The organism is Ramlibacter paludis (assembly GCF_022012305.1).
Classification (GTDB): Bacteria; Pseudomonadota; Gammaproteobacteria; order Burkholderiales; family Burkholderiaceae_C; genus Ramlibacter; species Ramlibacter paludis.
The window spans coordinates 122,552-146,447 of record NZ_JAKLTM010000001.1 but is presented as its reverse complement, the minus strand read 5'-3'; the positions used below and the strand labels follow the sequence as shown (position 1 = coordinate 146,447).

General features: G+C 67.4%; 27 protein-coding genes. 26 read left to right on the top strand and 1 reads right to left on the bottom strand.

All coding sequences use genetic code 11. The features are described 5' to 3' along the window. Positions 1–46 precede the first annotated feature (46 nt). The 26 genes from LZ009_RS00730 (at position 47) to tatC (ending at position 22,676) form a co-directional block, all read left to right on the top strand. Positions 47–4,777: a glutamate synthase-related protein gene (locus LZ009_RS00730; RefSeq protein WP_275695963.1), complete on the top strand. Its 4,731-nt coding sequence runs from the start codon at positions 47–49 to the stop codon at positions 4,775–4,777. Positions 4,778–4,791: 14 nt separating this feature from the next. Next, positions 4,792–6,258 (top strand): glutamate synthase subunit beta, encoded by a 1,467-nt coding sequence (locus LZ009_RS00725; protein WP_275695962.1) that lies wholly within the window; start codon positions 4,792–4,794, stop codon positions 6,256–6,258. A gap of 112 nt (positions 6,259–6,370) precedes the next feature. After that, the gene (locus tag LZ009_RS00720; RefSeq protein ID WP_275695961.1) at positions 6,371–7,189 is read left to right on the top strand and encodes an ABC transporter ATP-binding protein; all 819 of its coding nucleotides are present in this window, start codon (positions 6,371–6,373) and stop codon (positions 7,187–7,189) included. Next, positions 7,186–7,968, top strand: a complete 783-nt coding sequence (gene mlaE, locus LZ009_RS00715) for a lipid asymmetry maintenance ABC transporter permease subunit MlaE (protein ID WP_275695960.1) — start codon at positions 7,186–7,188, stop codon at positions 7,966–7,968. Before LZ009_RS00720 ends, mlaE begins: the two co-directional genes overlap by 4 nt. 10 nt (positions 7,969–7,978) lie before the next feature. Next, the gene (gene mlaD / locus LZ009_RS00710; RefSeq protein WP_275695959.1) at positions 7,979–8,461 is read left to right on the top strand and encodes an outer membrane lipid asymmetry maintenance protein MlaD; all 483 of its coding nucleotides are present in this window, start codon (positions 7,979–7,981) and stop codon (positions 8,459–8,461) included. Further along, the gene (locus LZ009_RS00705) at positions 8,458–9,273 is read left to right on the top strand and encodes an MlaA family lipoprotein (RefSeq protein WP_275695958.1); all 816 of its coding nucleotides are present in this window, start codon (positions 8,458–8,460) and stop codon (positions 9,271–9,273) included. Before mlaD ends, LZ009_RS00705 begins: the two co-directional genes overlap by 4 nt. Before the next feature lie 106 nt (positions 9,274–9,379). After that, a complete protein-coding gene (locus LZ009_RS00700; protein ID WP_275695957.1) occupies positions 9,380–10,021 on the top strand; it encodes an MlaC/ttg2D family ABC transporter substrate-binding protein in 642 nt (213 codons plus the stop codon). A gap of 4 nt (positions 10,022–10,025) precedes the next feature. Then, positions 10,026–10,298 (top strand): STAS domain-containing protein, encoded by a 273-nt coding sequence (locus LZ009_RS00695; protein WP_275695956.1) that lies wholly within the window; start codon positions 10,026–10,028, stop codon positions 10,296–10,298. Between the two features lie 84 nt (positions 10,299–10,382). Beyond that, positions 10,383–11,300, top strand: coding sequence for an ABC transporter ATP-binding protein (locus tag LZ009_RS00690; protein WP_275695955.1), 918 nt, complete (start codon positions 10,383–10,385; stop codon positions 11,298–11,300). Between the two features lie 8 nt (positions 11,301–11,308). Further along, the gene (locus LZ009_RS00685; RefSeq protein WP_275697087.1) at positions 11,309–12,064 is read left to right on the top strand and encodes an ABC transporter permease; all 756 of its coding nucleotides are present in this window, start codon (positions 11,309–11,311) and stop codon (positions 12,062–12,064) included. A 2-nt stretch (positions 12,065–12,066) separates the two neighbouring features. Further along, positions 12,067–12,309, top strand: a complete 243-nt coding sequence (locus LZ009_RS00680) for a BolA family protein (RefSeq protein WP_275695954.1) — start codon at positions 12,067–12,069, stop codon at positions 12,307–12,309. 7 nt (positions 12,310–12,316) lie between these two features. Then, complete coding sequence (gene murA / locus LZ009_RS00675) at positions 12,317–13,582, top strand: UDP-N-acetylglucosamine 1-carboxyvinyltransferase (protein WP_275695953.1); 1,266 nt, start codon at positions 12,317–12,319, stop codon at positions 13,580–13,582. Positions 13,583–13,589: 7 nt separating this feature from the next. Further along, complete coding sequence (gene hisG, locus LZ009_RS00670) at positions 13,590–14,240, top strand: ATP phosphoribosyltransferase (protein WP_275695952.1); 651 nt, start codon at positions 13,590–13,592, stop codon at positions 14,238–14,240. A 1-nt stretch (position 14,241) separates the two neighbouring features. Further along, positions 14,242–15,561, top strand: coding sequence for a histidinol dehydrogenase (gene hisD, locus LZ009_RS00665; RefSeq protein ID WP_275695951.1), 1,320 nt, complete (start codon positions 14,242–14,244; stop codon positions 15,559–15,561). Between the two features lie 61 nt (positions 15,562–15,622). Beyond that, a complete protein-coding gene (hisC, locus tag LZ009_RS00660; RefSeq protein ID WP_275695950.1) occupies positions 15,623–16,702 on the top strand; it encodes a histidinol-phosphate transaminase in 1,080 nt (359 codons plus the stop codon). Beyond that, entirely contained in the window at positions 16,699–17,295 is a 597-nt protein-coding gene (hisB, locus tag LZ009_RS00655; RefSeq protein ID WP_275695949.1) for an imidazoleglycerol-phosphate dehydratase HisB, read from the top strand. The genes hisC and hisB overlap by 4 nt, the downstream gene beginning before the upstream one ends. Next, complete coding sequence (hisH, locus tag LZ009_RS00650) at positions 17,292–17,942, top strand: imidazole glycerol phosphate synthase subunit HisH (protein WP_275695948.1); 651 nt, start codon at positions 17,292–17,294, stop codon at positions 17,940–17,942. The genes hisB and hisH overlap by 4 nt, the downstream gene beginning before the upstream one ends. A gap of 48 nt (positions 17,943–17,990) precedes the next feature. Then, entirely contained in the window at positions 17,991–18,737 is a 747-nt protein-coding gene (hisA, locus tag LZ009_RS00645) for a 1-(5-phosphoribosyl)-5-[(5-phosphoribosylamino)methylideneamino]imidazole-4-carboxamide isomerase (protein ID WP_275695947.1), read from the top strand. Continuing rightward, positions 18,738–19,517, top strand: a complete 780-nt coding sequence (gene hisF, locus LZ009_RS00640) for an imidazole glycerol phosphate synthase subunit HisF (protein ID WP_275695946.1) — start codon at positions 18,738–18,740, stop codon at positions 19,515–19,517. Between the two features lie 68 nt (positions 19,518–19,585). Continuing rightward, complete coding sequence (gene hisI, locus LZ009_RS00635; protein WP_275695945.1) at positions 19,586–19,975, top strand: phosphoribosyl-AMP cyclohydrolase; 390 nt, start codon at positions 19,586–19,588, stop codon at positions 19,973–19,975. A gap of 5 nt (positions 19,976–19,980) precedes the next feature. Continuing rightward, positions 19,981–20,349: a phosphoribosyl-ATP diphosphatase gene (locus LZ009_RS00630; RefSeq protein WP_275695944.1), complete on the top strand. Its 369-nt coding sequence runs from the start codon at positions 19,981–19,983 to the stop codon at positions 20,347–20,349. 16 nt (positions 20,350–20,365) lie between these two features. After that, positions 20,366–20,719 (top strand): DUF4870 family protein, encoded by a 354-nt coding sequence (locus tag LZ009_RS00625; RefSeq protein ID WP_275695943.1) that lies wholly within the window; start codon positions 20,366–20,368, stop codon positions 20,717–20,719. Next, positions 20,716–21,081 (top strand): histidine triad nucleotide-binding protein, encoded by a 366-nt coding sequence (locus LZ009_RS00620; protein ID WP_275695942.1) that lies wholly within the window; start codon positions 20,716–20,718, stop codon positions 21,079–21,081. Before LZ009_RS00625 ends, LZ009_RS00620 begins: the two co-directional genes overlap by 4 nt. Before the next feature lie 44 nt (positions 21,082–21,125). Next, positions 21,126–21,368, top strand: coding sequence for a Sec-independent protein translocase subunit TatA (gene tatA, locus LZ009_RS00615; protein WP_275695941.1), 243 nt, complete (start codon positions 21,126–21,128; stop codon positions 21,366–21,368). Positions 21,369–21,382: 14 nt separating this feature from the next. Continuing rightward, positions 21,383–21,844 carry a Sec-independent protein translocase protein TatB gene (gene tatB, locus LZ009_RS00610; protein ID WP_275695940.1) on the top strand — a complete coding sequence of 154 codons (462 nt, stop codon included), beginning with the start codon at positions 21,383–21,385 and terminating at the stop codon, positions 21,842–21,844. Between the two features lie 37 nt (positions 21,845–21,881). After that, complete coding sequence (tatC, locus tag LZ009_RS00605; RefSeq protein ID WP_275695939.1) at positions 21,882–22,676, top strand: twin-arginine translocase subunit TatC; 795 nt, start codon at positions 21,882–21,884, stop codon at positions 22,674–22,676. A 9-nt stretch (positions 22,677–22,685) separates the two neighbouring features. Here the strand turns inward: tatC and LZ009_RS00600 are convergent, their stop codons facing one another. Next, positions 22,686–23,852 (bottom strand): S1C family serine protease, encoded by a 1,167-nt coding sequence (locus tag LZ009_RS00600; RefSeq protein ID WP_275695938.1) that lies wholly within the window; start codon positions 23,850–23,852, stop codon positions 22,686–22,688. Positions 23,853–23,896: the final 44 nt, after the last annotated feature.

Here is a 23,896-nt window from a genome sequence, read left to right as displayed (position 1 = left end):
GCGGTGCAGTAACCTCCGGGTTTCCCCGAACTTTGAGGTGCGCGCCATGACGACGGCTGCCGAGATCGCCCATCTGCAAGAACAAGGCCTGTATGCGGGCGCGAACGAGCACGACGCCTGCGGCGTGGGCTTCGTGGCGCACATCAAGGGCGAGAAGAGCCACAACATCATCCAGCAGGCGCTGCAGATCCTGAAGAACCTGGATCACCGCGGCGCCGTGGGCGCGGACAAGTTGATGGGCGACGGCGCCGGCATCCTGCTGCAGCTGCCCGACGCGCTGTACCGCGAGGAGATGGCCAAGCAGGGAGTGGAACTGCCGCCGCCCGGCGAATACGGTGTCGGCATGATCTTCCTGCCGAAGGAACACGCGTCCCGGCTGGCCTGCGAGCAGGAGCTGGAGCGCGCGATCAAGGCCGAGGGCCAGGTGCTCCTGGGCTGGCGCGATGTGCCGGTCGACAGCGAGATGCCGATGTCGCCCGCCGTGCGCAAGAAGGAGCCGGTGATCCGCCAGGTCTTCATCGGCCGCGGCAACGACGTGATCGTGCAGGATGCCCTGGAGCGCAAGCTCTACGTGATCCGCAAGACGGCCAGCGCCGCCATCCAGCGCCTGCGCCTGAAGCACTCCAAGGAGTACTACGTCCCCAGCGTGTCCAGCCGCACGGTGATCTACAAGGGCCTGCTGCTGGCCGACCAGGTCGGCGTGTACTACAAGGACCTGCAGGACCCGCGCTGCGTCTCGGCCCTGGGCCTGGTGCACCAGCGCTTCTCCACCAACACCTTCCCCGAGTGGCCGCTGGCCCACCCGTACCGCTACGTCGCGCACAACGGCGAGATCAACACGGTCAAGGGCAACTACAACTGGATGAAGGCGCGCGAGGGCGTGATGACTTCGCCGGTGCTCTCCACCGACCTGAAGAAGCTCTATCCCATCAGCTTCCCCGACCAGTCCGACACCGCCACCTTCGACAACTGCCTCGAGCTGCTGACGATGGCCGGCTACCCGCTGGCCCAGGCCGTGATGATGATGATCCCCGAGCCGTGGGAGCAGCACACGCTGATGGACGAGCGCCGCAAGGCCTTCTACGAGTACCACGCGTCGATGCTGGAGCCCTGGGACGGCCCGGCCTCCATCGTGTTCACCGACGGCCGCCAGATCGGCGCCACGCTGGACCGCAACGGCCTGCGTCCTTCGCGCTACTGCGTGACCGACGACGACCTGGTGATCATGGCCTCCGAGTCCGGCGTGCTGCCGGTGCCGGAGAACCGCATCGTGCGCAAGTGGCGCCTGCAGCCCGGCAAGATGTTCCTGATCGACCTGGAACAGGGCCGCATGATCGACGACGAGGAGCTGAAGGCTTCTCTGGCGAATGCCAAGCCCTACAAGCAGTGGATCGAGAACCTGCGCATCCGCCTCGACGACCTGTCCGAGACCTCCGGTGAAGCCCCGCAGAGCAACGTCGAACTGCTGGACCGCCAGCAGGCCTTCGGCTACACGCAGGAAGACATCAAGTTCCTGATGTCGCCGATGGCGCAGGCCGGCGAGGAAGGCATCGGCTCGATGGGCAATGACAGCCCGCTGGCCGTGCTGTCCGACAAGAACAAGCCGCTCTACAACTACTTCAAGCAGCTGTTCGCGCAGGTGACCAATCCGCCGATCGACCCGATCCGCGAGGCGATCGTGATGTCGCTGGTGTCCTTCATCGGCCCCAAGCCGAACCTGCTTGATATCAACCAGGTCAACCCGCCGATGCGGCTGGAGGTGAGCCAGCCCATCCTCGACTTCGCCGACATGCAGAAGCTGCGCGAGATCGAGAAGCACACGCACGGCAAGTTCCGCAGCTACACCCTCGACATCACCTACCCGCTGTCGTGGGGCCACGAGGGCGTCGAGGCCAAGCTGGCTTCGCTGAACGCCGAGGCCGTGGATGCCATCCACAGCGGCAAGAACATCCTGATCATCAGCGACCGCGCGGTCTCGTCCACCCAGGTGGCCATCCCCGCGCTGCTGGCCTTGTCCTCGATCCACCAGCACCTGGTGCGCGAGGGCATGCGCACCACCACCGGCCTGGTGGTGGAGACGGGCTCGGCGCGCGAAGTGCATCACTTCGGCGTGCTGGCCGGCTACGGCGCGGAGGCCGTGCATCCCTACCTGGCGATGGAGACGCTGGTCTCCATCCACAAGGACCTGCCGGGCGACCTGAACCCCGACAAGGCGATCTACAACTACATCAAGGCGGTCGGCAAGGGCCTGTCGAAGATCATGTCCAAGATGGGCGTGTCGACCTACATGTCCTATTGCGGCGCCCAGCTGTTCGAGGCCATCGGCCTGAACGGCGACACCATCGAGAAGTACTTCACCGGCACCGCCAGCCGGGTGGAAGGCATCGGCGTGTTCGAGATCGCGGAAGAAGCGATCCGCTCGCACCGCGCGGCCTTCGGCGACGACCCGGTCCTCGACGGCATGCTGGACGCCGGCGGCGAATATGCGTGGCGCACCCGCGGCGAAGAGCACATGTGGACGCCCGACGCGATCGCCAAGCTGCAGCACAGCGCGCGCGCCAACAACTGGAACACGTACAAGGAGTACGCCCAGATCATCAACGACCAGAGCCGCCGCCACATGACGCTGCGCGGCCTGTTCGAATTCAAGGTCGACCCGGCCAAGGCCATTCCCGTCGACGAGGTCGAGCCCGCCAAGGAAATCGTCAAGCGCTTCGCTACCGGTGCGATGTCGCTCGGCTCGATCTCCACCGAGGCGCACGCCACGCTGGCCATCGCCATGAACCGCATCGGCGGCAAGAGCAACACCGGCGAAGGCGGCGAGGACCCGGCGCGTTACCGCCAGGAGCTCAAGGGCATCCCGATCGCGCAGGGCCAGACCATGGCCGACATCATCGGCAAGCAGGAGGTCGAGGTCGACATCCCGCTGCAGGCCGGCGACTCGCTGCGTTCGCGCATCAAGCAGGTGGCCAGCGGCCGCTTCGGCGTCACCGCCGAATACCTGGCGTCGTCCGACCAGATCCAGATCAAGATGGCGCAGGGCGCCAAGCCCGGCGAAGGCGGCCAGCTGCCCGGCGGCAAGGTCTCCAAGTACATCGGCAAGCTGCGCCACTCGGTGCCGGGCGTGGGCCTGATCTCGCCGCCGCCGCACCACGACATCTATTCGATCGAGGACCTGGCGCAGCTGATCCACGACCTGAAGAACGTCGCGACGCAAGCTTCGATCAGCGTGAAGCTGGTGTCGGAAGTGGGCGTGGGCACCATCGCCGCCGGCGTCGCCAAGTGCAAGGCCGACCACGTGGTGATCGCCGGCCACGACGGCGGCACCGGCGCCTCGCCCTGGTCGTCGATCAAGCACGCCGGCTCGCCCTGGGAAATCGGCCTGGCCGAAACCCAGCAGACCCTGGTGCTGAACCGCCTGCGTGGCCGCATCCGCGTGCAGGCCGACGGCCAGATGAAGACCGGCCGCGACGTCGTCATCGGCGCGCTGCTGGGCGCCGACGAATTCGGCTTCGCCACCGCGCCGCTGGTGGTCGAGGGCTGCATCATGATGCGCAAGTGCCACCTGAACACCTGCCCGGTGGGCGTGGCCACGCAAGACCCGGTGCTGCGCAAGAAGTTCTCCGGCAAGCCCGAGCACGTCGTCAACTTCTTCTTCTTCATCGCCGAGGAAGTGCGCCAGATCATGGCGCAGCTGGGCATCCGCAAGTTCGACGACCTGATCGGCCGCGCCGACCTGCTCGACACCCGCAAGGGCATCGCGCACTGGAAGGCGCGCGGCCTGGACTTCAGCCGCCTGTTCGCCCAGCCCAAGGTGCCGGCCGACGTGCCGCGCTTCCACTGCGAGGAGCAGGACCACAAGCTGGAGAAGAGCCTGGACGTGGTGCTGATCGAGAAGTCGCGCGCGGCGATCGACCGCGGCGAAAAGGTGCAGTTCATGGAGGTGGCGCGCAACGTCAACCGCTCGGTGGGCGCGATGCTCTCCGGCGCGCTGACCAAGGTGCACCCCGAAGGCCTGCCCGACGACCACCTGCGCATCCAGCTGGAAGGCACGGGCGGCCAGAGCTTCGGCGCCTTCCTGGCGCGCGGCATCACGCTGTACCTGATCGGCGACGCCAACGACTACACGGGCAAGGGCCTGTCCGGCGGCCGGATCGTCGTGCGGCCCTCGATCGACTTCCGCGGCGAAGCCACGCGCAACATCATCATCGGCAACACCGCGCTCTACGGCGCGACCACCGGTGAAGCGTTCTTCTCCGGCGTGGCCGGCGAGCGTTTCGCGGTGCGCCTGTCGGGCGCCACCGCGGTGGTGGAAGGCACCGGCGACCACGGCTGCGAATACATGACGGGCGGCACGGTGCTGGTGCTGGGCAAGACGGGCCGCAACTTCGCGGCCGGCATGTCGGGCGGTATCGCCTACGTCTACGACGTCGACGGCCAGTTCGCGAGCCGCTGCAACACGGCCATGGTGTCGCTGGAGCGCATCGTTGCCACCGCCGAACAGCAGGCCGCCGGCGCGCGCACGCGGCTGCACCGCGACCAGACCGACGAAGCGCAGCTGAAGAAGCTGCTGGAGGACCACAACCGCTGGACGGGAAGCCGGCGCGCGCGCGAACTGCTGGACGACTGGGCCAACGCGCGCCAGAAGTTCGTCAAGGTGTTCCCCAACGAGTACAAGCGCGCACTGGCCGAGATGTACGAGCGCGAAGTGGAACTGGCGAGCACGGGCAACAACGCACACGTTGCCATGAAGCACGAACCCGTCCCCGCCAAGTAAGAGGAAGAAGAAACATGGGCAAAGTCACCGGCTTCATGGAATTCGAGCGCGTCGAAGAGGGCTACAAGCCTGTTCCGGAGCGTGTGAAGCACTACAAGGAATTCGTCATCGGCCTGACCGACGCGGAAGCGAAGGTGCAGGGCGCGCGCTGCATGGATTGCGGCACGCCGTTCTGCAACTCGGGCTGTCCGGTCAACAACATCATCCCGGACTTCAACGACCTGGTGTACCGCCAGGACTGGAAGAACGCCTGGGCGGTGCTGGACTCCACCAACAACTTCCCGGAGTTCACCGGCCGCATCTGCCCCGCGCCCTGCGAGGCCGCCTGCACGCTGAACGTGAACGACGACCCGGTCGGCATCAAGTCGCTGGAGCACGCGATCATCGACCGCGCCTGGGAGAACGGCTGGGTGCAGCCGCGCGCCGCGCGCATCAGGACCGGCAAGAAGGTCGCGGTGGTCGGCTCCGGCCCCGCCGGCATGGCCGCGGCGCAGCAGCTGGCCCGCGCCGGCCACGACGTGACGTTGTTCGAGAAAAACGACCGCATTGGCGGCCTCCTGCGCTACGGCATCCCCGACTTCAAGATGGAGAAGACGCACATCGACCGCCGCGTCGAGCAGATGAAAGGCGAGGGCGTCGTCTTCCGCACCGGCGTGATGATCGGCGAGCTGCCCAAGGGCTCCAAGGTCACCAACTGGGCCAAGGAAACCATTTCGCCCAAGCAGCTGCAGGCCGACTTCGACGCCGTGGTGCTCACCGGCGGCGCCGAAGCCTCGCGCGACCTGCCGGTGCCCGGCCGCGACCTCGACGGCATCCACTTCGCGATGGAGTTCCTGCCGCAGCAGAACAAGGTCAACGCCGGCGACAAGGTCAAGGGCCAGATCCGCGCCGACGGCAAGCACGTCATCGTGATCGGCGGCGGCGACACCGGCAGCGACTGCGTGGGCACCAGCAACCGCCATGGCGCCGCCAGCGTCGTGCAGTTCGAGCTGATGCCGCAGCCGCCCGAGCAGGAAAACAAGGAACTGACCTGGCCCTACTGGCCGTACAAGATGCGCACCTCGTCCTCGCACGAGGAAGGCTGCGAGCGCGAGTTCGCCATCGCCACCAAGGAGTTCATCGGCGAGAAGGGCAAGGTCACCGGCCTGAAGACCGTGCGGGTCGAGTGGAAGGACGGCAAGATGCAGGAAGTGCCCGGGACCGAGCAGACCCTGAAGGCCGACCTGGTGCTGCTGGCGATGGGCTTCACCGCTCCCGTCGGTTCCATCCTCGAGGGCTTCGGCGTCGAGAAGGACGCGCGCGGCAATGCCAAGGCCACGACCGACTTCAACGGCGGCTATGCGACCAACGTGCCCAAGGTTTTTGCTGCCGGCGATATGCGCCGCGGTCAATCCCTGGTGGTATGGGCGATTCGCGAGGGCCGACAGGCGGCGCGCGCGGTCGACGAGTTCCTGATGGGATTCAGCGACCTGCCGCGTTAAAGCGACACCGGAGCGGCACCGTCAGTTACACCGAAGCCGGCAATTAGGGGCATCCCCTATCATCCGGGGGTCCCAGTTCTCCCGGCCGGCTGCCGCCTGCCCCAATCCCCGGATGAATCCACCCGATGCCAGCATGCTGGTCGAATGCCGCCATTTGAGCTTCGGCTATGGCGCGCGCCGCATCCTGGAAGACGTGAGCTTCAGCGTGCCGCGCGGCAAGGTCACCGCCCTGATGGGCGCGTCCGGCGGCGGCAAGACGACGGTGCTGCGCCTGATCGGCGGCCAGGTGCGGCCGCAGCAGGGTGAATTGCTGTTCGACGGCGTAAATGTCGCCACCATGGACCGCGCCGGCCTGTTCGCCATCCGCCGCCGCATGGGCATGCTGTTCCAGTTCGGCGCCCTGTTCACCGACCTGTCCGTGTTCGACAACGTGGCCTTCCCCTTGCGCGAACACGCGGGCCTGCCCGAAGCGCTGGTGCGCGACATCGTGCTGATGAAGCTCAATGCGGTGGGGCTGCGCGGCGCGCGCGACCTGATGCCCAGCGAGGTGTCCGGCGGCATGGCGCGCCGCGTCGCTCTGGCGCGCGCGATCGCGCTCGACCCGGACCTGGTGATGTACGACGAACCCTTTGCCGGCCTCGACCCGATCTCGCTCGGCACCGCGGCGCAGTTGATCCGCCGCCTGAACGACACGCTGGGCATCACCAGCATCGTCGTGTCGCACGACCTGGAAGAAACCTTCCACATCGCCGACCAGGTGATCGTGCTGGCCAACGGCCGCGTGGCGGCGCAAGGCACGCCGGCGGAAGTGCGTGCCTCGACCGACCCGCTGGTCCACCAGTTCGTCAATGCGATGCCGGACGGCCCGGTGCGCTTCCACTATCCCGGCCCCAGCGTGGCGGACGACTTCAGCGAGGGCCTCGGCAAGTGAGCTGGTACAACCCCGCCGACGTCGGCTACGCCGTGCGCCGCAAGCTCGACGACTATGGCTACGGCGCGCGCCTGCTCGGCCGCCTGCTCGCCATGGCGGGCCCCACGCTGCGGCGCGGCGGGCTGGTGCGCGACCAGGTCCATTTCCTGGGCAACTATTCGCTGGCCATCATCGGCGTGTCCGGCCTGTTCGTCGGCTTCGTGCTGGCGCTGCAGGGCTACTACATCCTGCAGCGTTACGGCTCGACCGAGGCGCTGGGCGTGATGGTGGCGCTGAGCCTGGTGCGCGAACTCGGCCCCGTGGTCACGGCACTGCTGTTCGCCGGACGCGCCGGGACCTCGCTGACCGCGGAGATCGGCCTGATGAAGGCCGGCGAGCAGCTGTCGGCCATGGAAATGATGGCGGTCGACCCCGTGCAGCGCATCCTGGCGCCGCGCTTCTGGGGCGGCGTGATCGTGATGCCGCTGCTGGCCGCCGTGTTCAACGCGGTCGGCATCCTGGGCGGCTGGGCCGTGGGCGTGCTGCTGATCGGCGTCGACCCGGGCGCCTTCTGGAGCCAGATGCAAGGCGGCGTCGACGTCTTCAAGGACGTCGGCAACGGCGTGATCAAGAGCCTGGTGTTCGGGGTGGCCGTGAGCTTCATTGCGGTGCTGCAGGGCTACGAGGCCCAGCCGACGCCGGAAGGCGTGGCCCGCGCCACCACCCGCACCGTGGTGATGGGGTCGCTGGCCGTGCTCGCATTGGATTTCGTGCTGACCGCGATGATGTTCAGCATCTAGGAGCAAGACGATGGAACGTACCAAGAACGACGTATGGGTGGGGCTTTTCGTGCTGATCGGCGCGGCCGCGCTCGTCTTCCTGGCCCTGCAGTCGGCGAACCTGCTCTCGCTGAGCTTCGCGCCGACCTACCGGGTGAGCGCCCGCTTCGACAACATCGGCGGCCTGAAGCCCAAGGCGGCGATCAAGAGCGCCGGCGTCGTGGTCGGCCGGGTCGAGGGCATCTCCTTCGACGACAAGACCTTCCAGGCCCGGGTCGACATGGCCATGGACAAGCGCTACCAGTTCCCCAAGGACAGCTCCCTCAAGATACTGACGAGCGGCCTGCTGGGTGAGCAATATGTGGGAATCGAGGCGGGCGCTGACGACAAGCTTCTTGCCGCCGGCGATACCATCACGACGACGCAATCGGCCGTGGTACTGGAAAACCTGATCGGGCAGTTCCTGTACAACAAGGCGGCCGATGGCCCCTCCGGAACGCCAGCCAAGAAATGAAAACCACAAGCTCCAACGTTTCCCGCGCCGCCGCAGTCCTGGCCCTGGTCGCTGGCCTGCTTTCCATGGGCGGTTGCGCCTCGGTGCCCAACCCGAACCCCCTCGACCCCTGGGAGCCCATGAACCGCGGCACCACCCAGTTCAACGAGGGTGTCGACGCCATGCTGCTCAAACCGGTGGCGACGGTCTACCAGCGGCACGTGCCGCCGATCGTGCGCACCGGCGTGTCGAACTTCTTCGGCAACGTGAGCGACGCCTGGTCGTTCGTCAACAGCGTGCTGCAGCTGCACCTGCAGGATGCCGCGGACAACTTCGCCCGCGTGCAGACCAACACGGTGTGGGGCGTCTTCGGCCTCTTCGACGTCGCGAGCGACCTCAACATCGAGCGGCACCGCGAGGACTTCGGCCAGACGCTGGGCCGCTGGGGCGTGGGTTCCGGTCCTTACCTCGTGCTGCCGCTGCTGGGGCCGTCCACGCTGCGCGACACCGTGGCGCTGCCGGTCGACTGGAAGGGCGACCTGGTGAACCTGATCGACCCGACCAGCGCCCGCAACGCCACGAAGGCGCTGCGCGTCGTGCACCTGCGCGCCTCGCTGCTGCGCGCCACCAACGTGCTGGACGAAGCCGCGCTGGACAAGTACAGCTTCACCCGCGACGCCCACCTGCAGCGCCGGCGCGCCCTCATCTACGACGCGGACGATCCGCGCCGCGACGTGCCGCCCCCGCTGCCCGACGACGCCGAAAAGCCGGCCGCGCCGGCCGCGCCCGCGCCGGCGCCCGCCGGACAACCGGCGTCCGCGCCGGCGCGTTAATGGGCTTGCATTAAGTTGCAATGCCGCCACCTGAGGGGGAAACCCTGTCACGCTGGGGCATTCGAAAAGCATTTGCCGGGCGCGAGCCCGGCGCAGAAGGATAGAGATGAACCGACGTACCCTGGGCCGCTTCGCGGCCGCCTTGCTGGCCACGGGCCTCGCCTTCGGCCTGGCCCCGCTGGCGCATGCCGCCGACGAGGCGCCCGAAGCGCTGGTCAAGCGCCTGTCCGATGAAGTGCTGGGCGCCATCAAGGCCGACAAGAGCCTGCAGTCCGGCGATCCCGCGAAGCTCATCGCGCTGGTCGACGCCAAGGTGATGCCGCACGTGAACTTCGCCCGCATGACGGCTTCCGCGGTGGGCCCGGCCTGGCGCCAGGCCACGCCGGAGCAGCAGAAGCGCCTGCAGGACGAATTCAAGACGCTGCTGGTGCGCACCTATTCGGGCGCCCTCTCGCAGGTGGCCGAGGAAACCGTCACCGTCAAGCCGATGCGCGCGCAACCGACCGACACCGAAGTCGTGGTGCGCAGCGAGATCCGCGGCCGCGGCGACCCGATCCAGCTGGATTACCGGATGGAGAAGACCCCGGGCCAGGGCGCCGGCTGGAAGATCTACAACCTGAACGTGCTGGGCGTGTGGCTGGTGGAAACCTACCGCAGCCAGTTCGCGCAGGAAGTCAACGCCAAGGGCATCGACGGCCTGATCGCCTCGCTGTCCGAGCGCAACAAGAGCAACGGCAGGAAGGGCTGACACCTTGCTCGTGCTCCCGGCCGAACTCACGCATGCGCAGGCGCCCGCCTGCGCGCGCATGCTGGCGCAGGCCCTGCGCTCGCAGCCGGGCCAGCAGGCCGTGGCCGATGCCTCGGCCCTGCAGCACTTCGATTCGTCCGCGCTGGCGGTGCTGCTCGAATGCCGGCGCGAGGCGCTGGCCCAGGGCAAGTCCTTTGCCGTGAGCCAGCTGCATCCGCGGCTGCGCGAGCTGGCCGGTCTCTACGGCGTCGCGGAGCTCCTGCCGGAGGCGGTGTAGGCCGTTGGTGAGCGCGAAGCCGAACCGCGGCGTTCCCCCCGGCCAACGCGGGTGAACCCCGCTCGCTAAAATGGCGGGTTGCCCATGCCCGCCATCTCCTTCCAGTCCGTCTCCAAGACCTACAGCACCGCGCGCGGCAGCTTCCAGGCGCTGGACGGCGTCTCCTTCGACATCGAGCAGGGCGAGTTCTTCGGCCTGCTCGGTCCCAACGGCGCCGGCAAGACCACCTTGATCAGCATCCTCGCGGGGCTGGCGCGCGCCAGCGGCGGCAAGGTGCTGGTGCACGGCCACGACGTGCAGTCCGATTACGCCGCGGCCCGTCGCGCGCTGGGCGTGGTGCCGCAGGAACTGGTCTTCGACCCGTTCTTCACCGTGCGCGAAGCCCTGCGCATCCAGTCCGGCTACTTCGGCGTGAAGAACAACGACGCCTGGATCGACGAACTGCTTTCCAGCCTGGGCCTGGCCGACAAGGCCGGCTCCAACATGCGGCAGCTCTCGGGCGGCATGAAGCGGCGCGTGCTGGTGGCGCAGGCGCTGGTGCACCGGCCGCCGGTGATCGTGCTGGACGAGCCCACGGCGGGCGTCGACGTCGAACTGCGCCAGACGCTGTGGCAGTTCATCGCCCGCCTGAACAAGGAAGGCCACACGGTGCTGCTCACGACCCATTACCTGGAAGAGGCCGAGGCGCTGTGCAGCCGCATCGCGATGCTCAAGGCCGGCAAGGTGGTGGCGCTGGAGCGCACCAGCGAACTGCTCAAGGCCGCCTCGGCCAACGTGCTGCGCTTCAAGCTCGATGGCGCGCTGCCGGCCGAATTCGAAGGCAAGGCGCGGGTCACCGGCCGCATCGTGCAGCTGCCCGCCCACGACGCCCACGAGATCGAACAGCACCTGGCGGTGATCCGCCAGGCCGGCCTGCGGGTGGAGGACGTCGAGATCCGCAAGGCGGACCTGGAAGACGTGTTCCTCGACGTGATGGCGGAACGCGAGGGAGTCCCGGCATGATAGGCACCATGACCGGCTGGCGCGCCCTCCTGTACAAGGAGACGCTGCGCTTCTGGAAGGTCGGCTTCCAGACCGTCGCCGCGCCGGTGCTCACCGCGCTGCTGTACCTGCTGATCTTCGGCCACGTGCTGTCCGACCACGTGAAGGTCTACGACAGCGTCAGCTACACCTCCTTCCTGGTGCCCGGCCTGGTGATGATGAGCGTGCTCCAGAACGCCTTCGCCAACAGCTCCTCGTCGCTGATCCAGAGCAAGATCATGGGCAACCTGGTCTTCGTGCTGCTCACGCCGCTGTCGCACTGGAGCTGGTTCGTCGCCTATGTCGGCTCCTCGATCGCACGCGGCCTGTGCGTGGGCTTCGGCGTGTTCGTGGTGACGGCGCTTTTCACGCACCTGAGTTTCGCCGCGCCGCTGTGGATCCTGGTGTTCGCCTGCCTGGGCGCCGGGATGATGGGCGCGCTGGGCGTGATCGCCGGCCTCTGGGCCGAGAAGTTCGACCAGATGGCGGCTTTCCAGAACTTCATCATCATGCCGATGACCTTCCTGTCCGGCGTGTTCTATTCGATCCATTCGCTGCCGGAGGTCTGGCAGCGCGTGAGCCACCTCAACCCGTTCTTCTACATGATCGACGGCTTCCGCTACGGCTTCTTCGGGGTCAGCGACGTCTCGCCCTGGGTGAGCCTGGGAGTCGTGGGCACCGCCCTCGTGGTGGTGGGCGCCATCGCCGTTCATCTGCTCAGAATCGGCTACAAGATCAGGAACTGACCATGACCGCAGACGAACTCCGTTCCATCATCGCCGCCGGCCTGCCCTGCGAACACCTCGAGGTGGACGGCGACGGCCGCCACTGGTCGGCGCTGATCGTGTCAGCCGAGTTCGCCGGTTTGCGTGCAATCCAGCGCCACCAGCGCGTCTACCGGACTCTCGGTGCGAGAATGCAGACCGACGAGGTACATGCCTTGTCGATGAAGACATTCACGCCCGCCGAGTGGGCTTCCCAATCCAGTTGAAGACACGATGGACAAGCTCTTGATTCGCGGCGGCCGGCCGCTTTCCGGCGAGATCCGGATCTCCGGTGCAAAGAACGCGGCCCTGCCCGAGCTGTGCGCCGCACTGCTCAGCGCCGAGCCGATGACCCTGCAGAACATTCCACGCCTGCAGGACGTGGCGACCATGCTCAAGCTCATCCGCAACATGGGCGCGACCGCCGAGTTCAGCCCGGAAGGCACGGTGAGCATCGACTCGAGCAGGCTGCACTTCCCGGAGGCGCCGTACGAGATGGTGAAGACCATGCGTGCCGCGGTGCTGGCCCTGGGGCCGCTGCTGGCGCGCTTCGGCGAGGCCACGGTGTCGCTGCCCGGCGGCTGCGCCATCGGGGCGCGCCCGGTCGACCAGCACATCAAGGGCCTGCAGAAGATGGGCGCCGAGATCGTGATCGAGCACGGCTACATGATCGCCAAGCTGCCCAAGGGCTGGACGCGGCTGAAGGGCGCGTCGATCCGCACCGACATGATCACGGTGACCGGCACCGAGAACTTCATGATGGCCGCGGCGCTGGCCGAGGGCGAGACCATCCTCGAGAACCCGGCGATGGAGCCCGAGATCACCGACCTCGGCGACATGCTCAATGCGATGGGCGCCAAGTGCGAAGGCCACGGCACCGACCGCATCCGCATCGTCGGCGTGGAGAAACTGCATGGCGCCACGCACAAGGTGGTGGCCGACCGCATCGAATGCGGCACCTTCCTGTGCGCCGTGGCCGCCACCGGCGGCGACGTGCTGCTGAAGGACGGCCGCGCGGACCACCTGGAAGCCGTGATCGACCTGCTGCGCGCCGCCGGCGCCGAGGTGCAGGCCGTCGATGGCGGTCTGCGCGTCAAGGCGCAGGGCCGCCTGCACGCCCAGAGCTTCAAGACCACGGAATATCCGGGCTTCCCCACCGACATGCAGGCGCAATTCATGGCGCTGAACTGCATCTCGGAAGGCGATGCCAAGGTCACCGAGACCATCTTCGAGAACCGCTTCATGCACGTCAGCGAGCTGATGCGCATGGGCGCGAAGATCACCGTGGACGGCAAGGTCGCCATCACCCACGGCGTCGAGCGCCTCTCGGGCGCCACCGTGATGGCCACCGACCTGCGCGCTTCCGCCAGCCTGGTGATCGCCGGCCTGGTGGCCGATGGCGAGACCATCGTCGACCGCATCTATCACCTGGACCGCGGCTACGAGTCCATGGAGGGCAAGCTGCGCGCCCTGGGCGCAGACATCGAACGAGCAAAGTAACCCGATCTTGATCACCCTCGCCCTGTCCAAGGGCCGCATCTTCGACGAGACGCTGCCGCTGCTGAAGGCGGCGGGCATCGTCGTTTCCGACGATCCCGAGAAGTCGCGCAAGCTGATCCTCGCCACCAACGATCCCGAGCTGCGGGTGGTGCTGGTGCGCGCGACCGACGTGCCGACCTATGTGCAGTACGGCGGCGCCGACCTCGGAGTGACCGGCAAGGACACGCTGATCGAGCACGGCGGCCAGGGGCTCTACCAGCCGCTGGACCTGCAGATTGCCAAGTGCCGCGTCAGCGTCGCCGTGCGGTCCGACTTCGACTACGCCTCCGCCGTGCGCCAGGGCTCGCGCCTGCGCGTGGCCACCAAGTACGTGAGCATCGCGCGCGACTTCTTCGCCGCCAAGGGCGTGCACGTCGACCTGATCAAGCTCTATGGTTCCATGGAGCTGGCGCCGCTGACCGGCCTGGCCGACGCCATCGTCGACCTGGTGTCCACCGGTGGCACGCTCAAGGCCAACAACCTGGTCGAAGTCGAGCGCATCATGGACATCAGCTCGCGGCTGGTGGTGAACCAGGCCGCGCTCAAGCTGAAACAGGAGCCGATCCGGCGCCTGATCGACGTCTTCGCCCGCACCATCTCCGCTTCCGTTCCCGCCTGACATGCCATTCACTGCCCGTCCCTTGCGCCTGTCCACGGCCGACAGCGGTTTCGACGCCGCCCTGCAGCAGCGGCTGCATTGGTCGGCGGACACCGATGCGGGCATCGAGCAGGCCGTGGCGGACATCCTGCGCGACGTGCAGCAGCGCGGCGACGCGGCGGTGCTGGAGTACACCAACCGCTTCGACGCGATGCAGGCGGCGTCCATTCCCGACCTGGAACTGAAGCCGGCCGAACTGAAGTCCGCCTTCGATTCGCTCGTGGCCGCGCAGCGCCATGCGCTGGAAGCCGCCGCCGAACGCGTGCGCAGCTACCACGTGGCCCAGCGCAAGGCCAGCGGCGAGAGCTGGAGCTACCGCGACGCCGACGGCACGCTGCTGGGGCAGAAGGTCACGCCGCTCGATCGCGTCGGCATCTACGTTCCCGGCGGCAAGGCGGCCTATCCGTCGTCCGTGCTGATGAACGCGATCCCGGCGCAGGTGGCCGGCGTCGCCGAGATCATCATGGTGGTGCCGACGCCGCGCGGCGAGAAAAACCCGCTGGTGCTGGCCGCTGCCCACGTCGCCGGCGTCACGCGCGCCTTCACGATCGGCGGCGCGCAGGCGGTGGGCGCGCTCGCCTACGGCACGCAGACCGTACCGCGCGTCGACAAGGTCACCGGCCCGGGCAACGCCTACGTCGCCTCGGCCAAGCGCCGCGTCTTCGGCCAGGTCGGCATCGACATGATCGCCGGCCCGAGCGAGATCCTGGTGCTGGCCGACGGCAGCACGCCGCCCGACTGGGTGGCGATGGACCTGTTCTCCCAGGCGGAGCACGACGAGCTGGCGCAAAGCATCCTGCTGTGCCCGGACGCCGGCTACATCGCGCAGGTGCAGTCCGCGATCGACCGCATGCTCGACGAGATGCCGCGCGCGGAGATCATCGCCAAGTCGCTCACCGGCCGCGGCGCGCTGATCCAGACCCGCTCGATGGAAGAGGCTTGCGAGATCAGCAACCGCATCGCCCCCGAGCACCTGGAGATCGCCAGCCACGAGCCGCACCGCTGGGAGCCCTTGCTGCGGCATGCCGGCGCGATCTTCCTGGGTGCCTTCACCAGCGAGTCGCTGGGCGACTACTGCGCGGGCCCCAACCACGTGCTGCCCACCAGCACCACGGCGCGTTTCTCCAGCCCGCTGGGCGTCTACGACTTCCAGAAACGCAGCAGCATCATCGAGGTGAGCGAGGCCGGCGCGCAGAAGCTGGGCGCCATCGCGGCCGAATTGGCCTACGGCGAGGGCCTGCAAGCCCATGCCCGCGCGGCGGAGCTGCGGCTCAAGCGGTAACATCGGGGTCTCCCCCAGCTTTCCGAAAGCGTCCGCCCCGCGGACGCCTGGCCCTTTGCCCATGAGCGCGCGCCTCGCCCAGATCATCGCCACCCGCATCCGCCAGGACGTGCAGTCCATGCACGCCTATGCCGTGCAGGATTCGCGCGGGCTGGTGAAGCTCGATGCGATGGAGAACCCGCACCGCCTGCCGCCCGAGCTGCGCCGGCAGCTGGGCGAGCGGCTGGCCGAGGTGGCGCTGAACCGCTATCCGGGCGACCGCGTCAACGACCTGAAGCTGGCGCTGGCGCGGCATGCCCGGCTGCCCGCCGGCTTCGACCTGATGCTGGGCAACGGCTCGGACGAACTGATCTCGCTGCTGGCCATGGCCTGCGACGTGCCCGGCGCGTCCATCGTGGCGCCGGCGCCCGGCTTCGTGATGTACGCCATGAGCGCGCAGCTGCAGGGCCTGAAGTTCGTGCCGGTGGACCTGACGCCCGACTTCGAGCTCGATGAGAAGGCGATGCTGGACGCGATCGCGCTGCACCAGCCCGCCATCGTCTATCTCGCCTACCCGAACAACCCGACCGCCAACCTCTGGAACGATGCCACCATCGAGAAGATCGTGGAGGCGGCGCCCGGCCTGGTGGTGATCGACGAGGCCTACCAGCCTTTTTCCAGCAAGACCTACCTCGATCGCTTCGCGCGGCACGAACACGTGCTGCTGATGCGCACCCTCAGCAAGTTCGGCCTGGCGGGCGTTCGCATCGGCTACATGATGGGCCCGAAGGCGCTGATCGCCGAGGTCGACAAGGTGCGGCCGCCCTACAACATCAGCGTGCTGAATTCCGAGGCTGCGCTCTTCGCCCTGGAGCACGAGGCCGTGTTCGCGGGGCAGGCCGCCGACCTGCGTGCGCAACGCGAGCGCATCCAGGCGGCGCTGCGCGAGCTGCCCGGCGTGAAAGCCTGGCCCAGTGACGCCAACATGATCCTGGTGCGGGTGCCCGATCCGGCCCGCACCTTCGAGGGCATGAAGGCGCGCGGGGTGCTCGTCAAGAACGTTTCTAGAATGCATCCATTGCTGGCCGGATGCCTGCGCCTCACCGTCGGAACGGCGGAAGAGAACACGCAGATGCTGTCCGCGCTCCAGGCTTCCCTATGACCACCGCCCGCACCGCTGAAATCTCCCGCAACACCGCGGAAACGAAGATCACCGTCCGCGTGAACCTGGACGGCACCGGCCAGGCCAGGCTGGAGACCGGCATCGGCTTCTTCGACCACATGCTGGACCAGATCGCCCGCCACGGCCTGATCGACCTGGACATCGTCGCCCAGGGCGACCTCCACATCGACGGCCACCACACGGTGGAGGACGTGGGCATCACGCTCGGCCAGGCGGTGTACCAGGCCGTGGGCGACAAGAAGGGCATCCGCCGCTATGGCCACGCCTATGTGCCGCTGGACGAGGCCCTGTCGCGCGTGGTGATCGACTTCTCCGGCCGGCCGGGCCTGGTCATGAACGTGCCTTTCAAGAGCGGCATGATCGGCACCTTCGACACCCAGCTGGCGCACGAGTTCTTCCAGGGCTTCTGCAACCACGCCTTCGTCACGCTGCACATCGACAACCTGAAGGGCGAGAACGCCCACCACCAGTGCGAGACGGTCTTCAAGGCCTTCGCCCGGGCGCTGCGCTCGGCGCTGGAACTCGACCCGCGCGCGGCCGGCACGATCCCTTCCACCAAGGGCAGCCTTTGAGCACTCGGACCGTCGCGGTCGTCGATTACGGCATGGGCAACCTGCGTTCGGTGTCGCAGGCGGTCATGCACGTCGCGCAGGGCAGCGGGCTGGAAGCGGTCGTCACCTCCGACCCGGAGGCCGTGCGCCGGGCCGAACGCGTCGTCCTGCCGGGGCAGGGCGCCATGCCCGACTGCATGCGCGAGCTGCGCGATTCCGGCCTGCTGGAGTCCGTGCTGGAGTCGGCCGCCAGCAAGCCCCTCTTCGGCGTCTGCGTGGGCATGCAGCTGCTGCTGGATCGCAGCGAGGAAGGGCCCACGGAGGGCCTGGGGCTGATCCACGGCGACGTGGCTCGCTTCCGGCTGGAGGGCCAGTTGCAGCCGGATGGCAGCCGTTACAAGGTGCCGCAAATGGGCTGGAACCAGGTCTGGCAGAGCCAGCCGCACCCGATGTGGGCGGGCGTGCCCGATGGCAGCTACTTCTATTTCGTCCACAGTTACCACGCGCGGCCGTCGGACCGGCGCCACAGCGTCGGGGAATCCGATTACGGCGCGCGCTTTACCGCCGCCGTCGCCCGCGATAATATTTTTGCGACCCAGTTCCACCCTGAAAAAAGCGCAGACCAGGGGCTCACGCTCTACCGAAACTTCCTGCACTGGACGCCGTGATGCATCCGCACATGTTCCGCGCTTCCGGTTCCGCCGCCACTTCCCGCCATGCTGCTGATTCCCGCGATTGACCTGAAAGACGGCCACTGCGTTCGCCTCAAACAAGGCGACATGGACCAGGCCACCACCTTCAGCGAGGACCCCGCCGCGATGGCGAAGACCTGGCTGGAGCGGGGCGCGCGCCGCCTGCACCTCGTCGACCTGAACGGCGCCTTCGCCGGCAAACCGCAGAACTTCAGCGCCATCCGCTCCATCCTGAAGGCGGTGGGCGACGACATCCCGGTGCAGCTCGGGGGCGGCATCCGAGACCTGGACACCATCGAGAAATACATCGACGGCGGCCTGCGCTACGTGATCATCGGCACCGCCGCGGTCAAGAACCCGGGCTTCCTGAAGGACGCCTGCACGGCCTTCGGCGGCCACATCATCGTGGGCCTCGACGCCAAGGACGGCAAGGTCGCCACCGACGGCTGGAGCAAGCTCACCGGGCACGAGGTGGTGGACCTGGCGCGCAAGTTCGAGGACTGGGGCGTCGAGTCGATCGTCTACACCGACATCGGCCGCGACGGCATGCTCTCGGGCATCAACATCGACGCCACCGTGAAGCTGGCGCAGTCGCTGTCCATCCCCGTCATCGCCTCGGGCGGCCTGGGCTCCATCGCCGACATCGAAAAGCTGTGCGCGGTGGAGGACGAAGGCATCGAAGGCGTGATCTGCGGCCGCGCGATCTACTCCGGCGACCTCGATTTCGCCAAGGCGCAGGCCCGCGCCGACGAATTGAACGGGCGGAGCTGAGTGCTCGCCAAGCGCATCATTCCCTGCCTGGACGTCACCGGCGGCCGGGTCGTCAAGGGCGTCAACTTCGTCGAACTGCGTGACGCCGGCGACCCGGTGGAAATCGCCGCGCGCTACAACGAGCAGGGCGCGGACGAACTCACCTTTCTCGACATCACCGCCACCAGCGACGAGCGCGACCTGATCCTGCCGATCATCGAAGCGGTGGCTTCGCAGGTGTTCATTCCCCTCACGGTGGGCGGCGGCGTGCGGACGGTGGAAGACGTGCGGCGGCTGCTCAATGCCGGCGCCGACAAGACCAGCTTCAATTCCGCCGCCATCGCCAATCCGGGCGTGATCAACGCTGCTTCGGCCAAGTACGGCGCGCAGTGCATCGTGGTCGCGATCGACGCCAAGAAGCGCAGCGCCGAAGATGCCGCCACCCGCGGTCCCGGCTGGGATGTCTACAGCCACGGCGGGCGCAAGAACACCGGCCTCGATGCGGTGGCCTGGGCTACCGAGATGGCGAAGCGTGGAGCGGGGGAGATCCTGCTCACCAGCATGGACCGGGACGGCACGAAGTCCGGGTTCGATCTGGCGCTGACGCGCGCGGTGAGCGATGCCGTGAGCGTGCCGGTGATTGCCTCTGGCGGCGTCGGCAACCTGGACCACCTGGCGGACGGCATCCAGCAAGGTGGAGCGGATGCCGTGCTGGCTGCCAGCATCTTCCACTACGGCGAGTACTCGGTCGGCCAGGCCAAGCGGCGGATGGCGGAGCGGGGCATTCCGGTCCGCCTCTAGCGTCGATCCCGCGAAGGCCCCGGGTCCCCGCCTTCGCGGGGATGACGGGGTTCGGGGACAATACCGCCATGGACTGGTTATCCGAAGTCAAATGGGACGCGCAAGGCCTCGTTCCCGTCATCGCGCAGGAAGCGAAGTCGGGCGACGTGCTGATGTTCGCCTGGATGGACCGCGCGGCGCTCGAGAAGACCGCCGAGACCGGCCGTGCCGTCTATTTCAGCCGCTCGCGCCAGAAACTCTGGTTCAAGGGCGAGGAATCCGGGCACGTGCAGCAGGTCCACGAGATCCGCCTGGACTGCGACAACGACGTCGTGCTGCTGAAGGTGACGCAGCATGGCCACGATCCCTCCATTGCCTGCCACACCGGCCGCCACAGCTGCTTTTTCCAGCTTTACCGCGACGGCGCCTGGCACGCCGTCGAACCGGTCTTGAAAGACCCCGAGAGCATCTACAAGTGAAGGCCATGAACTCCGTCGATTCCCTGGCGCGCCTGCACAGCGTGATCGAAAGCCGCAAGCCCGCCAACGGGGGCGATCCCGAGGCGAGCTACGTCGCGCGCCTGCTGCACAAGGGCCCTGACGCCTTCCTGAAGAAGATCGGCGAGGAAGCGACCGAGGTGGTGATGGCCGCCAAGGACGCCGACCACGGCGGCGACCCCGCGAAGATCGTCAACGAGGTGGCCGACCTCTGGTTCCACTGCATGATCGCGCTCTCCCACTACGGCCTGGAGCCGGCCGACGTGGTGGCCGAACTGGCGCGGCGCGAAGGCACCAGCGGCATCGAGGAAAAGGCCTTGCGCAAGGTCCGCGCGCGCGAAGGCAGCGGCGAATAAGCACAGGAGGGCAACGATGGCCGACACGCAGGTTTCCACTTTTGCCGGCAAGACCGAGAGCGACCGCACCGTGATGCACGTGCTGTACGGCATGCACACGGTGGCGCCGTTCACGCTGTGGTCGCTGTCGGTGATCGCGCTGATCGTCAACTACATCCGCAAGTCCGACGAGCAGGACCCCCTGTACGTCGCGCACCACGACTACATGATCCGCACCTTCTGGTGGGCGGCGCTGTGGCTGGTGCTGAGCTCGCCGCTGTACCTGCTGTTCATCTTCCCGGGCGTGTTTGCCTGGTTCGTCGTCGGCGCCTGGTACCTGTACCGCTGCATCCGCGGCTGGCTGCGCTTCAACGACAATCGCGCGCCATGAGCAGCAACCACGACCCGAACTGCATCTTCTGCAAGATCGCGGAAGGCAAGATCCCGTCGAAGAAGGTCTACGAGGACGAGGAAGTCCTCGCCTTCCACGACATCCATCCCTGGGCGCCGGTGCACTTCCTGCTGATCCCCAAGCGGCACATCGTGTCGATGGCGCATGTGCAGGACGGCGACGCGCCGCTGCTGGGCAAGATCATGGCCCTGGTTCCGAAGCTGGCCCAGCAGGAAGGCTGCCGGCCCTATCCGGAAGGCGGCTTCCGCGTGGTGACCAACACCGGCGCCGACGGCGGGCAGGAGGTGCCCCACCTCCATTTCCACGTCATCGGTGGCCCGCGCCCGTGGTTGAAGGGCTGAACTAAGCCACCCGACTAGAATCAACAGGTTGTGAAGGAGTAGATATGGGTTCGTTTTCCATTTGGCACTGGCTGATCGTTCTGGTGATCGTCGTGCTGGTGTTCGGCACCAAGAAGCTGAAGAACATCGGCAGCGATCTGGGCGGCGCGGTGAAGGGTTTCAAGGACGGCATGAAGGACGGCTCGCAGCCGGACGTGCCGGTGCCGCCGGCCAGCCAGGTCACGGCCTCGCAGGGCCCGGTGGGCGACAAGACCACCATCGACGTCGAAGCCCGCAACAAGTCCTGACCTGAAGCCCGCCCGTGCTTGACCTCGGCCTGGAAAAGATGGCGCTGATCGGCGTCGTGGCCCTGATCGTGATCGGGCCCGAGAAGATGCCGCGCGTCGCCCGCACGGTCGGCACGCTGCTGGGCAAGGCCCAGCGCTACGTCAACGACGTCAAGGCGGAAGTGAACCGCTCGATGGAGCTCGACGAGCTCAAGAAGATGAAGGAGACGGTGGAAAGCGCCGCCCGCGACGTCGAGTCGTCGGTGCACACCGCCGCTTCGGATTTCGAGAAGCAGTGGCAGGAAGCCACCGCCGAGGCCAACCAGGCCGGCCTGTCCGCAACGCCATCCTTCCCCGAGTACAAGCACCCGAAGAAGAAGTGGCGCGTGAAGCAGGGCGCGGTGCCGCAGTGGTACAAGGCGCGCAGCGGCGTGCGCACCAAGGCCCTGTCCGGGGCCGCGCGTGTGGCAAAGTACCGTCCGCAGAAGTTCAACTAAGACGGAGCCGGCCCCTGCGCCGGCCGCCGTTCACCCCATGTCCACATCTCCCAACGACCAGGAAGACGAGCTGGCCGGCACCGAACAGCCGTTCGTGGCCCACCTGGTCGAGCTGCGCGACCGCCTGGTCAAGGCGATCATCGCCGTCGCCGTGGTGGCGGCCGTGCTCGCCATCTACCCGGGGCCGTCGGCGCTCTACGACCTCCTGGCCGCGCCGCTGGTGGCCAACCTGCCCAAGGGCGCGACCCTCATCGCCACCTCGGTGATCTCGCCTTTCGTGGTGCCGCTGAAGATCCTGCTGATGGCGTCGTTCCTGATCGCGCTGCCGGTCGTGCTGTACCAGACCTGGGCCTTCGTCGCGCCGGGCCTGTACTCGCACGAGAAGAAGCTGGTGCTGCCGCTGGCGGTGTCCAGCACGATCCTGTTCTTCGCCGGCGTGGCTTTCTGCTACTTCTTCGTCTTCGGGCAGGTGTTCAAGTTCATCCAGAGCTTCGCGCCCAAGAGCATCACCGCCGCGCCGGACATCGAGGCCTACCTGAGTTTCGTGCTCACCATGTTCCTCGCCTTCGGCGCCGCCTTCGAGGTGCCGATCGTGGTGGTGGTGCTGGCGCGCATGGGCATCGTGCCAGTCGACAAGCTGAAGGCCTTCCGCGGCTACTTCATCGTGCTGGCCTTCATCATCGCCGCCGTCATCACGCCGCCCGACGTGGTGTCGCAGCTGGCGCTGGCCGTGCCCATGTGCCTGCTCTACGAGGTGGGCATCTGGGCCGCGCAGATCTTCATCAAGCACACCAAGGCGCCGGAAGACGGGGCCGAAGCGGCCAAGTCCTGACGCGCGGCGTCAGCGCTGTTGCGGTGCCTGCGGCGGCGCCTGCCGCGCCTTGGGCCGCTTGCCGGGCGTCACGGTCACGTCGACGCTGTCGTCCCGCCGCTGCAGCTTGAACTGGGTGGCGGTGCCGGGCTTGAGCGCGGCCACGGTCGACAGCAGTTCGGACACGTTGGCCACGTCCTTGCCGCTCACCTGCACCACCACGTCGCCGGGCCGCACGCCGGCCTGGGCGGCGGGGCCGTTCTGCAGCACGCCGGTGATCAGCACGCCCTTCTTCGCCTTCACGCCGAAGGTCTCCATCAGCTCCGGCGACAGGTCGGCCGGCTCGACGCCGATCCAGCCCCGCGTGACGACGCCGTCCTTCACGATGCCTTCGAGCACCAGCTTGGCGGTGGAGACGGGAATCGCGAAGCCGATGCCCATGCTGCCGCCCGAGCGCGAATAGATGGCGGTGTTGATCCCCATCAGGTTGCCGTTGACGTCCACCAGCGCGCCGCCGGAGTTGCCGGGGTTGATGGCCGCATCGGTCTGGATGAAGTTCTCGAAGGTGTTGATCCCCAGCTGGTTGCGCCCCAGGGCGCTGACGATGCCGCTGGTGACGGTCTGCCCGACGCCGAAGGGATTGCCGATCGCCAGCACCTGGTCGCCCACCTGCAGCGCGTCGGAGTTGCCCAGCGTGATGACCGGCAGCCGGTCCAGCGTGATCTTGAGGATGGCCAGGTCGGTTTCGGGATCGGTGCCTATGACTTTCGCGCGCGTCTTGCGGCTGTCGTTCAGCGCCACTTCGATCTCGGTCGCGCCCTCGACCACGTGGTTGTTGGTGAGGATGAAGCCGTCGGGACTGATGATGACGCCGCTGCCCAGGCCCGACTGCGGCTGCGCGCCCTGGTCGCCGAAGAAGAAGCGGAACCACGGGTCGTTGGAGGAAGGCCGGTCGGCCGCCTTGCTGGTGTTGATGCTCACCACCGCCTGCGAGGCCTTCTGCGCCGCCAGCCGGAAGCTGCCCAGGGGCTGGGCCGCCGTCACCGAGGCGGGCGCTTCCACCAGCGATACGCCGGCACTGGACGACACCGTGGCGGCGCGCCGGCTGAGCAACTCGGGCTTCAGCGTGGCCACGACGAACCACGCGGCCAGCAGCACGGTGACGGCTTGGGAGAACACCAGCCAGTAGCGTCGCATCTTTTCGTTTTACCCGGGGGAAAGCCCGAGTGTAGACCGCGCTG